This window comes from Zobellella endophytica, from assembly GCF_003012775.1.
GTDB lineage: Bacteria > Pseudomonadota > Gammaproteobacteria > Enterobacterales > Aeromonadaceae > Oceanimonas > Oceanimonas endophytica.
Genome location: NZ_PXYG01000001.1, coordinates 554021 through 567206 on the forward strand (window position 1 = coordinate 554021; position 13186 = coordinate 567206).

Sequence of the window (13186 nt, forward strand, 5' to 3'; positions counted from 1 at the left end):
CTGCCGGAACTTCGCCCTTGCAGCAGCAGTGCGGAGAATGCGACTTCGTGCTGATCTTCCTGGTCCGGGACATGGAGCAGTACGTCGAGCTCACGCACCGGCTGTTCCACGACAATAAAAACGTCAAATCATTCAAGACGCTGGTGGCGATGGACAGGGTCAAAACCGGGATGCAGGTCCCGGTTGACGCGGACTGACGCTGCCCGGCGAATGACGGTCCCGCCGGGCATGAATTATTGAGCTCATTTCAATAATGAAGTGAATCCACGTTAATCCATTACATCTTGCAGGGAGTTATATTAACAACACGTTAACGGGTTGTGGCAATTGATGCCTGACGTTAACGCCAGGCAAGGTATATAAGGATTATGATTGCATCCGCCCCGGATGTGATAAACAGACTCGTCCCTATTTTTATATGCCAATGGAAATAACTGAAAGGGTTTTTACCGGCCCAAACAGAAAAGGGAGTTATCGGTCATGTCATCCGTCAGGACATTCTGGAATCAAATGTGGGCTTGGAACGATCAGGCCAAAAAAACGCTGAGGTTTATTCTCACACTGGGGTTGAGTCCGGGTAATCAGGATTCGGCCTCGGACAATAAAAGATCGAGGAGTTACAGTAACGCGCAATATATGGGGCTGCTGATGGGGCCGGCCCTGTTCTTTATTATCAATGCCTTTTTCGCGCCGGCAGGCATGTCGGCCGAGGCGGTGGCGGTATTGGCCATCGTGGCCTGGGTGGCGACCTGGTGGATCACGGAAGCCATTCCCATTCCGCTCACTTCCCTGCTGCCGCTGATCCTGTTCCCGCTGATGGGCGTGATGAAGACGGGCGCGGTGTCCGCCTCCTACGGCGATCCGTTGATCTTCCTGTTCGTGGGCAGCTTCATGATGGCGCTGGCCATGGAAAAATGGAACCTGCACCGCCGGGTCGCGCTCGGCATCATTTCCTTCATCGGCACCAACCCGAACATGATTATCCTCGGGTTCATGACGGCCACCGCCTTTCTGTCGATGTGGATTTCCAACACCGCCACCACCATGATGATGGTGCCCATGAGCCTGGCGGTCACCAAACACATTGCCGACTCCATCCAGAAAAACAGCCCCGGAACCGACACCACGCCCGGCAACTTTCCCTTCGGCACGGCGATGATGCTGGGCACCGCCTATGCGGCCACCATCGGCGGTTTCGGTACCCTGATCGGTGCCCCCGCCAACACCATACTGGCGGCCACCGTCAAGAAGCTGTACGACGTGGAGATCTCCTTTGCCCAGTGGCTGCTGTTCGGCATTCCGCTGGTGGCCATACTGGTGCCGCTGATCTGGCTTTACCTGGTCAAGATTGCCTTCCCGATGAAGGTCAAGCATCTCCCCGGTGGCGTGGAAGTGATTAAAAAGGAGAAGAAGGAACTGGGCAAAATGAGCTTCGAGGAAACCGTGGTGCTGGCGGTGTTCTCGCTGGTCGCCCTGGCATGGATAACCCGCAGCTTCGTGCTCAAGGCCCTGATCCCCGGCATCGACGACACCATCATCGCCCTGTGCGGCGCCTTCGTGCTGTTTATCCTGCCGGCCAGGAACGCCGTCGGCAATATCCTGGACTGGGACACGGTGAAGAAGCTGCCCTGGGGAATACTGTGGCTGTTCGGCGGCGGCCTGGCCATTGCCGGCGGTATCACCAGCTCCGGCCTGGATCAGTGGATAGGCGGGCAACTGGTTAACTTCACCGAGGTGCCGCTGTGGCTGACCATAGCGCTGATCGTGGGCGTGATCACCCTGCTCACCGAGTTCGCCTCCAACACCGCCACCGCCACCATGGTGTATCCCATCGTGGCCGCCGGGGCCGCCGCCCTGGGCATGGATCCCATCATCCTGATGGTGGCGGCCTGCATGGGGGCGACCTTTGCCTTTATGTCGCCGGTTGCCGCGCCGCCCAACGCCATCGTGTTCGCGACCGGTTACCTGAAGATAGGTACCATGGTGAGGGCCGGGATATGGCTGAACCTGCTCGGCGTGGTGTTCTCGGTGATCATCATCTCGTACCTGGTGCCGCTTATCTTCGGCGGCATGCTCTGAGCCTCGGGGCGGTGATATAAAATGACGAAGGGTGGCAAGGGATGTCGCCCTTTTCCTTTTTCGTTGACCAGGTTGTCGTCGTATTTATTAGCCAGGCATTCTCTCTTCAGCGTGACTATTTAAATAGCTGTTCCGAATAGTAGATCAATAAAGACAGCGGGCAGGTACTACTAAGCAGACCCTCTGCGCCAGGGATAGCGCGGCGGAGCCCCCAGGGATGGGTTTACGGCGTGTCTGTGTGCGGTGCCCGGCCGATGTAGCACCATTAGGATCAGTTATTTAACAGTCACCTCCGCGAAGGCGGAGGTCCATAACGGTTTGCACTGGACTCCCGTCTTCGCGGGAGTGACGGGGTAGGGCCAAACAGCTTTCATATTACTTGTTATTCTATTTGGGCTCTTTGCTTTTTTCTTCATAAATGGATTCCCAAAAATTTTCCACAAAATAACCCATGTTACAGGTTGGCCTATACAGTCTAATTTCCAATGAGATATCAAATTCCTCACCAAATGCTCTTATCAGGGTTCCGTTATTAATATCACCGTCAGCAATAGATTTTGGTAACCAGGCAACGCCTTTGTTCTCTATCACCATCGATAGTAATACTGGTGACAGATGAGATTCAAATGCAACATCTAAGTTAGGGGTGTGAGTTGTTTTTAATATTTTGGAATCTAATATACGACCAAGCGCAGAGTCTTCACTGAACTTAAGGAAGGGAATGCTACTCTTTTTAAAAAGATCAGTGCCGAAGCATACCGTGCTACCAATTACAGGTATAAGGTAGTCATGGCCTATAACTTTATAAATAAATTGATCTTCAGGTAAATATGTTGGTACATCGGGGTGGCTGTGACATAACAAGAAATTAGCGTCACCATGAATAAGCATCTGTTCACATGTTTTCATACTATCAGTGGTTAATCGCATGGACTCAAAAGGAGCTTTGCTGTCGAGAGATCTAACCCATCGAGGAAAAAACATAAAAGAAAGTGAGTAGGTTGCCGCAAAACGCAACAGCCGTAATTCCTTACCTGCAACTTCATTAGCCTCTATACGAAACTGATAGAGTCGCCTGACCAAGTCTTGAGCAGAGTTAAGCACTTCGCGACCTGCTGTTGTAAGCGTTGCGCCTTGAGATGTTCGTACAAATAATTCGACGCCCAGCCAGTCTTCTAAAGAGCGGATGCGACGACTAAACGCAGGCTGCGTAACGTTTCGATGCTTGGCTGCACGAGAAAAGCTCTCATACTCCGCAAGTGCAATAAAGTCTTCTAACCAATGGAGTTCCATAAGCAATGCCGATCATGCATAGGGTCGCTCGAAAATAGCATTTCCTGTTGGATGGGTCAATCTAATAGAATCAAGATAAATGAGGGTGATAGTTATCATTTCTATGAAATGATATTTTTTAATATTTTTAACCATAGGAATATAAGGTAACTAACGCTGTTGTTGAATTTTTATGTGATAATGGCCCTGGAGGTGTTTGTGGAATATAAAAAAATGTTCCCTGTTGGGAAGAGTAATGTTAACTTCAGAAAGATAACGTCAGATTATGTTTCCATTTCCCATTTTGATGGGAAAGAAATATTAAAGGTCGATCCCGAAGGTATACGTTTGCTGACAAGGGAGGTATTTAAAGAAATATCCCATAAAGTCAGGCCATCTCACCTTAAACAAGTTCGTGATATTCTTGATGATCCTGAAGCATCTGAAAATGATCGATTTGTTGCCTTGCAGATGTTAAAAAATGCATCCATGGCTGTTGGCGGTGTGCTTCCAATGTGCCAGGACACAGGTACGGCTATCGTCCATGGTAAGCGAGGTAAGTATGTATGGATAGATGGAGAAGAAGAAGCGTATATATCTCAGGGGGTTTATGATGCTTTCACTCAGCTTAATCTCCGATATTCTCAGATATCTCCGGTTACTTTGTATGAAGAAGTAAACACTCGAAATAACCTTCCGGCTCAGATTGATCTATACAGTAGCGAAGGTCACGAGTATGAATTCTTATTTATGGCAAAGGGAGGAGGGTCTGCTAATAAAACTTACCTTTTCCAAGAAACAAAAGCTCTCTTGAACCACAAATCTCTTATGAACTTCCTTCGGGAAAATCTTAGAAAAATAGGCACCGCAGCATGCCCCCCTTATCACTTGGCAGTTGTTATTGGTGGAACTTCCGCAGAATCAACCCTGAAAACTGTGAAGCTGGCTACTGCTCGTTATCTCGATGACTTGCCGACACATGGTGGTGAATATGGACAAGCATTTCGAGATTTAGAAACTGAGCAGGAAATATTAAAATTAACTCAAGAGTTCGGAATTGGTTGTCAGTTTGATGGAAAGTACTTTTGCCATGATGTAAGGGTTATCAGGTTGCCACGACATGGTGCATCTTGTCCTGTTGGTATTGGCGTATCATGTTCAGCGGATCGCCAGGCTGTAGCAAAAATCACTAAAGATGGCATTTTTATCGAGCAACTGGAAGACGATCCGGCATCTTACCTCCCAGATATATCTGAAGAAGAATTAGGTGGCACGGCAATCCCTATCAACCTAAATGTTCCGATGAATGAGATTCAGGAGCAGTTAACTAAGTTAAAAGTTAGCACAAGAGTAAGCTTAACTGGGACAATTATTGTAGCCAGAGATATTGCGCATGCGATATTAAAGGATCGGCTCGATAGTGGCGAAGGCTTGCCAGAGTATTTCAAGAATCATCCAGTGCTATATGCTGGACCGTCGAAAGTGCCTGAAGGCTTTGTGATTGGCTCTCTTGGGCCAACTACTGCAGCAAGAATGGATCCTTATGTCGATGTGTTTCAGGCAGTTGGGGGTTCCATGGTTATGATAGGAAAAGGCAACCGAAGCCCGATGGTAGCCGCTGCGTGTAAAAAACATGGTGGTTTTCATCTTGGCTCTATTGGTGGAATATCAGCGTCATTAGCCCAGCATTCCGTAAAGGAAATTGAATGCCTGGAATATCCGGAGCTAGGGATGGAGGCAATTTGGCGGATAGACGTAGAGGATTTCCCTGCATTTGTTGTCGTTGATGACAAAGGAAATGACTTTTTTAACCCAAATAGAGGTGAAGTTATTAAGTTAGAATGATTTTTAATGTGAACCGGTATTCTTTTTTATGACACCAAAAAATCATCAATGATGCGAGTGGTTGTCAGGATGGATGCTATACCGGTTGTTTATCTATGACTCATTCCTATTCCTAACATTACTGCTGGATATGGCAGATAGTCATGTTTTGTTGGTTTGTAACTCCGTGATTGACTTTCAATCACGGTTAATTAAAACCTGGAGAGGTAAAGGCAATGCGTACTAATAATTTTAAATATGTTTTTGCAACAATCTCGGCCGCCGCGATATTTTCTGTCTCACTGAACTCAAGTGCGGAGTCTGTGGAGAATTATCCCAGTAAACCCATGAACTATATTATTCCGTTTAGCGCCGGCGGCGAGTCGGACTTGGCCGCTCGCTTTCAACAGGCATCTTTCGAGAAAGTTGCCGGCGTACCTGCCATCATTCAGTATATGGCAGGTGCTGGAGGGGCTGCGGCCTGGTCACAGTTGAACCGTATGCCTGGTGATGGCTATACCGTCATGGGTATCAATATCCCCCATACTATCTTGCAACCGCTGCAAAAAGACGTTGGCTACCAGACCGATGACCTGACTCCGGTTAATTATGATCACTATACTCCTGACGCCATCTTTGTTCTTGCTGACAGCCAGTTTGAGACATTAAATGATTTGATTGACTATGCCAAAAAGAATCCTGCTATGGTTACATTCAGTGGTTCTGGCTCTTACTCTTCCAACAATATCGCCCAGGTTCGTTTAGATGAACTTGCTGGTGTGACCACGACTTATATTCCCTACAATGGCACTGGTCCGGCTATTACTGCGGTGCTGGGGAATCAAGTCGTAGCAGGCTTTAATTATGCCAGTTCCGGATCTAATTACGGTGACAAACTGCGGATGCTGGCGATAGCGGCGGAAGAGCGTCTTCCTGCTTACCCGGAGGTCCCCACTTTTCGAGAGTTGGGTATCGAGCTTGTTGGTGGTGCCTACCGTGGTGTAGCTGTACCGTCATCAACTCCAGAGAAGATCAAGCAGAAAGTGTCGGATATTTTTTCTGAAATAAGCACTGATCCAGAGCATAAGAATAAAATGGAAGCTAATGGATTTGTTATCACTAATATCACTTACGATAAAATGGACGAATTTATTACTGCTAGGAAGAAGGAATACACTGCTGTAGCAGAGAAACTCGGTATCGTCACTCAGCAATAAAAGGGAATAGGGAATGGAAATCCTGACATATCTATTAGAGGCCATGACACCGTTCAATCTGTTATTGGCACTCGCAGGGGTCATTGCCGGTACCGTGATAGGCGCAATGCCTGGGCTCTCTGCCACCATGGCGGTAGCGATCCTGGTGCCATTTACCTATACGATGTCACCGGCATCTGGCCTTATCATGTTAGGCGCCATCTATACGGGGGCCATCTATGGTGGTGCCTTTGCTGCCATATTGGTAAATACCCCCGGTACTCCGTCCGCTATCGCAACCACTTTTGATGGGTTTCCGATGGCCAAGCGGGGGGATGGCGCGCTTGCCATAACGCTTGCAACAATAGCTTCTGTCGTCGGCGGCTTGGTTGGCGGTATCAGCTTGCTGCTGCTCTCACCGCCGTTGGCAGAGGTGGCGCTGGCCTTCGGATCTGCCGAATATTTCTGGCTGGCAGTGTTTGGCCTGACCCTTATCTCGGCGTTGTCGGTTGGCAACACCATCAAGGGGCTAATAGGTGCCTGTATCGGTTTGCTACTCTCGGTGGTAGGGGTTGCAGTTGTTGGAGGGGATATCCGGTATACCTTCAGCAGTCAAGCGCTGCTGGGGGGTATTGATATTACCTCGGCTATTATCGGTCTTTACTGTATTCCGGTGCTGATTGATTTGGTCGCAACCAAGGACCCACACCTGACGATCCAGTCAGTTGACCAGCGCTCACACTTGGCCGAAGCATTTCGAATCACACTGAGAAAAAAATTCAATATACTGCGCAGTTCCATAATCGGCACTATCGTGGGAATTTTACCGGGTGCTGGTGGTTCGATAGCTGGCTTGGTTGCCTATTCGGAAGCCAGGCGATCTTCTCGTCATCCCGAGCGTTTTGGTAAGGGTGAACCCGATGGCCTTATTGCAACCGAGTCAGCTAACAACGCAACTGTGGGTGGAGGCTTTATACCGACGCTCGTGCTCGGGATTCCTGGTACACCTCCTGACGCGATCATTCTGGGTGCTTTACTGGTTCAGGGTATCAAGATCGGACCGACGCTGTTCACTTCGCAGGGTGACGTTGTTTACACCTTTATCTATGGTTTGCTGATTGCGACACTTCTGATGTTGCCGGTGGGACTACTGTTGGGACGCTATGCCTTCAAATCGATCTCACGAACACCGAAGACGTTGCTGGTACCTACCATTGCGTTTTTGACTGTGATCGGTAGCTTCGCCATCCATAGCAACAGCCACGATACATTGATGATGTGTACTCTTGGCGTACTGGGATGGGTTCTTAATCGCTATGGATTCACTCCCTCTCCGATCGTACTGGGGCTGGTGCTGGGACAGATCGCTGAACAGGGCTTCGTTCAGACATATCTGATCGGCAATGCCCAAGGAGCGATCTTCGAGATGTTCTTTGGTCGTCCGATTAGCCTAGGCATTATCTTCTGTGCGGCTTTGGCTCTGTTTTATCCCCTGATCACGGAGTTCTTAAAGCAGCGAAAAGACCGTAAGGTTGTTGAGGATAATGGTGTTCAGGTTCAAGTTGCACATCCATCGGTAAGCTACCGATCTCATGCAGCTATCGGCTTTGCCGCACTATTTACTGCTACTGGTGTTGGAGCTTATGCAGAAACCCAAAATATGTCGGCAATGGGGGCTGTATTTCCACAGACAATTTCGACTTTGTTGGTTGTACTGTCAGTTATCCTTGGTGTGCAACAACTGCGTCGGCCACGTAAGCAAAACGAGGTGGGGAAGACAGTCGAGTCAACATCGATCAACTACCTTTCCAAGGCATCCAGTATTCGCAAGCTTATTGCTGTGCTCATACTTGGTTCTTGGGCGTTGTTGCTACCTGTACTTGGGTTTTTTGTATCAAGCTTGTTTGCTTTCATCGCATTCACGGCAAATGCTACATTTGAACGACCAAGTAAAAAAGAGCTTGCTATCAACCTGATAAGTGCAATAGTCATTATCGGTGGGTTTTACCTGCTAATGACCGAAGTGTTATTGATTCGCATGCCAGATAGTATCTTCTTTTAAATATGAATGATATTCAGCCCCAATATTGATATCCACTGCGATGGTTATTGGTAGGGGCTGAATGTTCATATCCCTAGTTATTTAATCTGTGAAATTATTAGTGTGCAAGTCCGGGCTGTGAATAAGTGGTGTTTGTTATTTTTTTAGCATCTAATTTGGGATGGTTATTAAATTTCATTGATTACGAAATGTAAATATATAAAGCACAAGTTGCGTATTGGTTGGACGGCTAAACTCAATATTATAGAGTGATTTTATGGTGGAGTAATCAAAGTATCTCACAGTATCTATATTAAAATTAGAAGGGCTGGATGTGATTGGGAGTACCTTGATTCGAAATGGGATGTTATTGACAGGGTTGAGAGCGGCAATAAATACCGCCCTATTTCATTTTTATTTACCAGATGGAAGGGCTTTCATTCCGCTCCTGCCTTTCCGGCAGGAAGGATTCCTGCAAATAATCGAGAAAGGCAACGACCTTGGCCGAGATGTTCAGTTTTTCCAGGTAAACCGCGTAAATGTCCGCCGGCGGGGTGGCGTAGTCCTCCAGCACCAGCTCCAGCCTGCCGCTGCGCAGGTAGCGGGCCAGATCCCATTCCGCCCGCATCAGGATCCCGTGGCCGTCCAGGGCCCACTTGAGCGCCACTTCGCCGTCGTTGGTGCTGGCCTTGCCGCTGACCCGGATGTTTTCGGTCTTGCCGTCTTTGGACAGACGCCACAGGCCGTAGGTGGCGTCGTTCTGCCGGAGCACGATGCACTGGTGCCCGGACAGCTCGGCGGCCGTGGCCGGCCGGCCATGTTGCTTGAGGTAGCCGGGGGCGGCGCACAACAGGCGGCGATTGGCGGCGATTTTCCTGGCGATCAGCCGGGAGTCGGGGATCTCGCCGAAGCGGATGGCGATATCGATGGCCTCGTCGGGCAGGTTGATCGGCCTGTCGGTCAGCTTCAGCTGTATTTCCACCTCGGGATAGCGCTGCATGAATTCGGACGCCACCGGGGCGATGTAGGAGCGGCCGAAGCCGAGCGGCGCATTGATGCGCAGCAAGCCCCTGGGGGTGGTGCGGCTGTGGGCAACCAACCCTTCCATGTCCGCGATGTCCGTCAGTATCCGCTGGGCGTAGTGCAGGTAGATCTCGCCTTCGTTGGTCAGGCTGATCCTGCGGGTGGTCCGGTTCAGCAGCCGCACCCCCAGCCGGTCTTCCAGGCCCGACAGCCGCTTGGTCACGGCGGAGGGGGTGACGTTCATCTCCCGGGCGGCGGCGGCCAGGCTGCCGGCCTTGGCCAGCAGGACGAAGAAGCCCAGCTCGGAAACTTGGTTCATTATTATTAACCTCAAGGAAAGAATGAAGTGAGCCCTAATCAACCTCAACATTTGATTAACAGCTTACAATGCAATTGTACCATATGAACAACCCTTGAATAGAAAAGGGATAACAACAGGAATATGGAACCGATACGGAAAGAGCGTATTACCTTTGTACCTGGAATAAATTCAAATGACGTGCCTCTTGTCTTTATTTTGGACAAGCCGACAGGAAATTATTATTTCTGAACAAGAAGAGGACAGCCCCAATGAGCTTAAATCATGACGAAGCCGTAGGTAAATTGACCGATGTCATCGCCAAGTTTACCAGCTATATCGGCAAGCGCCTGCCGACGGATGTAAAGGAAAAGCAGGCCGAGCTGAGAAAGAAAGAAACCAATCCGCTGGCCATCGCCATTTTCGATACCATGGCGGAGAACCAGGATGCCGCCGACAAGCTGAATAGACCCAGCTGTCAGGATACCGGCGTGATCCAATATTTCCTTACCGTCGGTGCCAAGTTTCCCTATCTGGGCGAGCTGGAAGACATATTGCGCAATGCCACCGTTGAAGCCACCCGCATCGGGCCCCTGCGGCACAACGCGGTGGAAACCTTCGACGAAAAGAATACCGGCACCAACACCGGCTCCAAGATCCCGTGGCTGGACTGGGACATTGTCCCCGGCGACGACAGCGCCACCATCGAAGTCTATATGGCCGGCGGCGGCTGCACCCTTCCCGGCTCCGCCAAGGTATTGATGCCCGGTCAGGGATATGAAGGCGTGGCCGAGTTCGTGTTCGATGTGATCACCTCCCGCGGCATCAATGCCTGCCCGCCCTTGCTGGTCGGCGTCGGGGTGTCCACCTCGGTGGAAACGGCGGCGCGACTGTCCAAGAAGGCCATACTGCGCCCGGTGGGCAGCAAGAACGCCAACGACAACGCCGCGCTGATGGAAGAGCTGCTGACCGACGGCCTCAACGAGATCGGCATCGGCCCCCAGGGCCTGACCGGCAACACCAGCGTAATGGGGGTCAATATCGAGTCCTCCGCTCGCCATCCTTCCACCATCGGGGTGGCGGTGTCCACCGGCTGCTGGGCGCACCGTCGCGGCACCATCCGCTTCAATGCCGACCTGTCGTATGAAGTCTTGTCACATCAAGGAGTTGTGTTATGAAAAAAGTACTGACTACCCCCATCAGAGACGAAGATCTTGAGTCCCTCAACGTGGGCGACGTGGTGTACCTGACCGGGCAGTTGGTCACCTGCCGTGATGTGGCGCACCGGCGGCTGATCGAGCTCAAGCGCGAGCTGCCGGTCGATCTGAAGGGCGGCGCCATTTTCCATGCCGGCCCCATCGTCCGGGAAAAGGAAGACGGCGGCTTTGAGATGGTGTCCATCGGTCCCACCACCAGCATGCGCATGGAGAAGTTCGAGAAAGCCTTTATCGAGCAGACCGGCGTCAAGCTGATTGTCGGTAAGGGCGGCATGGGCGAGGAGACGGCCCAGGGTTGCCTCGAGCACAAGGCGGTGCACGCGGTGTTCCCCGGCGGCTGCGCCGTGGTGGCGGCCACCAAGGTCGAGGCCATAGAGCGTGCCGAATGGCAGGATCTGGGCATGCCGGAAACGCTGTGGGTCAATCGTGTCAAGGAATTCGGCCCGCTGATCATCTCCATCGACACCAAGGGCAATAACCTCTTCGAGCAGAACAAGGCCCGCTTCAACGAGAAGAAAAAACCGGTGCTGGAAAAAATCTACGAGCAGGTCCGCTTCATCAAGTAAGCCGAACAGTGCCATGGGGCCCGGTATCCGCGGCGGCAAGACAGGGCCGAATGCGTTTCGGGACCATCGCCTCGATCGGAGAGGCCACGCAGACACGTTGCGCAGGGGGCTCGGCGTGTCCGTGGCGCCATCCGGTCGAGGTGGCGGTCACGGTACCGCTATTTAGCGGTGACTTGATTCACTGCGGATACGGGGCCCCGCCTCAGGCAGACCATATGACGTTGTCAGTGCTGTTTGCCGCGTTTATCCGAATCCTTCATGAATAGTCTGTGATGGGCAACCACGTCTGTAGAGAATGGGAAGTTATCTTTCATATTTGTGGGACAAGGAACCCCATCATATCCAAGAGGTTCCTTTTTATTAAAGGTTAGATAACGGTACCGGCTGAGGGGGCCTCCAGTTCTCCTTCACTTTTGGCCACTATCATGGAGACCATCATATCCCCGCAGACATTAACGGATGTTCTGGCCATATCCAGGATACGATCCACGCCAGCGATGATGGCCAAACCTTCCATCGGTAAACCAACGGACGTCAGTACCAGAGAGAGCATAATCAGTCCTGCGCCAGGCACCCCGGCAGTACCAATAGAGGCCAGGGTGGCGGTAGTGATAATAGTGAAATAATCCACCATGTCCAAGCTTACACCAAAAGCCTGGGCGATAAAAAGAGCAGTCACTCCCTGGTAAAGGGCCGTTCCGTCCATGTTGATGGTGGCTCCCAGGGGCAAGACGAAACCACAGACGGATTTGGAAACCCCCAAGTCTTCTTGAGCATGTCTGATGGTTACCGGTAAGGTACCGGAACTGCTTGCAGTGGAAAAGGCCACCATGGCAGGATTAATGATTGCTTTAAGGTATAGAACCGGATTTGAACGAGCAAGAAGGCCAATGATGCCAGTGTAAACAAGCAGTACCTGCACCAGACAACCGATGTAAACAGCAATGATCACCGAGCCCAGCGATAGCAAAACCTCGAAGCCATACTTGCCTGCCACCCAGGCGATAAGACCAAATACGCCGACCGGGGCCAGACGCATGACCATGGCAGTGAGCTTATACATTGCTTCGGCTAAACTTTCCAGTGCAGTAATGGCAGCCCGTCCCTTCTCACCAGATTGGCTCAGGGCAATACCCAGTGCCAATGCAAACAGAATAATTTGCAGAATATTACCCTCTGCCAGCGCAGCGACCGGATTTTGAGGGATTAAATTCAGCAGGCTCTGGATCAGTGTCTGTGGCTCACTCATTACCGGTGCGGTAATGGAAGTTGCCAGATCCATTCCTCTTCCTGGCTGCAGCACGCTGGCCAGCAGTAGCCCTACGGTAATGGCAACGGCCGTAGTCAAGAGGTATAGAACGAACGACTTCAGCCCTAGACGGCCCATTTTCTTGCCGTCTTTTATCGACGAAACCCCGACTATCAGTGAGCAAAAAACGAGGGGGACGATCAACATTTTTATTAGGTTAAGAAAAAGAATCCCGATCGGCTCCAGCATGACAGCCTGCTCTCCGAGGAATGACCCCGTTAGTGCGCCTAAGAGCATGCCAATTAATATTTTCTTCCATAACGCCATGTTAGAGGCTTTGGTTTCGTTTATTCGCACGGTGGCTTCATGGTGACTACTCATATTTTATACCTCAACTTCCTGTTGTGTTAAAAATCCATCT

Annotated in this window: 10 protein-coding genes; 7 read left to right on the forward strand and 3 right to left on the reverse strand. The window is 50.7% G+C overall.

Annotated features, from left to right (window positions below; translation table 11 throughout):
* Window positions 1-17 precede the first annotated feature (17 nt).
* The gene (locus tag C7H85_RS02490) at window positions 18-197 is read left to right on the forward strand and encodes an Lrp/AsnC ligand binding domain-containing protein (RefSeq protein ID WP_210433540.1); all 180 of its coding nucleotides are present in this window, start codon (window positions 18-20) and stop codon (window positions 195-197) included.
* A gap of 439 nt (window positions 198-636) precedes the next feature.
* Window positions 637-2079, forward strand: coding sequence for an SLC13 family permease (locus C7H85_RS02495; protein WP_210433541.1), 1443 nt, complete (start codon window positions 637-639; stop codon window positions 2077-2079).
* 387 nt (window positions 2080-2466) lie between these two features.
* Here C7H85_RS02495 and C7H85_RS02500 read toward each other — a convergent pair whose 3' ends face one another.
* Window positions 2467-3372, reverse strand: a complete 906-nt coding sequence (locus tag C7H85_RS02500; protein WP_106728606.1) for a LysR family transcriptional regulator — start codon at window positions 3370-3372, stop codon at window positions 2467-2469.
* Window positions 3373-3570: 198 nt separating this feature from the next.
* Here C7H85_RS02500 and C7H85_RS02505 point away from each other — a divergent pair, with 198 nt between their 5' ends.
* The 3 genes from C7H85_RS02505 to C7H85_RS02515 all read left to right on the forward strand — a co-directional run bounded on the left by C7H85_RS02505 (window position 3571) and on the right by C7H85_RS02515 (window position 8433).
* On the forward strand, window positions 3571-5196 hold the full coding sequence (locus tag C7H85_RS02505; RefSeq protein WP_281257555.1) for a fumarate hydratase: 1626 nt from the start codon (window positions 3571-3573) through the stop codon (window positions 5194-5196).
* Window positions 5197-5411: 215 nt separating this feature from the next.
* Complete coding sequence (locus C7H85_RS02510) at window positions 5412-6392, forward strand: tripartite tricarboxylate transporter substrate binding protein (RefSeq protein WP_106728130.1); 981 nt, start codon at window positions 5412-5414, stop codon at window positions 6390-6392.
* A gap of 13 nt (window positions 6393-6405) precedes the next feature.
* The gene (locus tag C7H85_RS02515; RefSeq protein WP_106728131.1) at window positions 6406-8433 is read left to right on the forward strand and encodes a tripartite tricarboxylate transporter permease; all 2028 of its coding nucleotides are present in this window, start codon (window positions 6406-6408) and stop codon (window positions 8431-8433) included.
* Between the two features lie 397 nt (window positions 8434-8830).
* Here C7H85_RS02515 and C7H85_RS02520 read toward each other — a convergent pair whose 3' ends face one another.
* Entirely contained in the window at window positions 8831-9754 is a 924-nt protein-coding gene (locus C7H85_RS02520) for a LysR family transcriptional regulator (RefSeq protein WP_106728132.1), read from the reverse strand.
* 251 nt (window positions 9755-10005) lie between these two features.
* Here C7H85_RS02520 and ttdA point away from each other — a divergent pair, with 251 nt between their 5' ends.
* Window positions 10006-10911, forward strand: a complete 906-nt coding sequence (ttdA, locus tag C7H85_RS02525; protein WP_106728133.1) for a L(+)-tartrate dehydratase subunit alpha — start codon at window positions 10006-10008, stop codon at window positions 10909-10911.
* Window positions 10908-11516 carry a L(+)-tartrate dehydratase subunit beta gene (gene ttdB, locus C7H85_RS02530; RefSeq protein WP_106728134.1) on the forward strand — a complete coding sequence of 203 codons (609 nt, stop codon included), beginning with the start codon at window positions 10908-10910 and terminating at the stop codon, window positions 11514-11516. Before ttdA ends, ttdB begins: the two co-directional genes overlap by 4 nt.
* A 367-nt stretch (window positions 11517-11883) precedes the next feature.
* On the opposite strand, the gene C7H85_RS02535 is transcribed toward ttdB, so the two are convergent.
* Complete coding sequence (locus C7H85_RS02535; RefSeq protein WP_245879538.1) at window positions 11884-13146, reverse strand: dicarboxylate/amino acid:cation symporter; 1263 nt, start codon at window positions 13144-13146, stop codon at window positions 11884-11886.
* Between the last annotated feature and the right edge of the window lie 40 nt (window positions 13147-13186).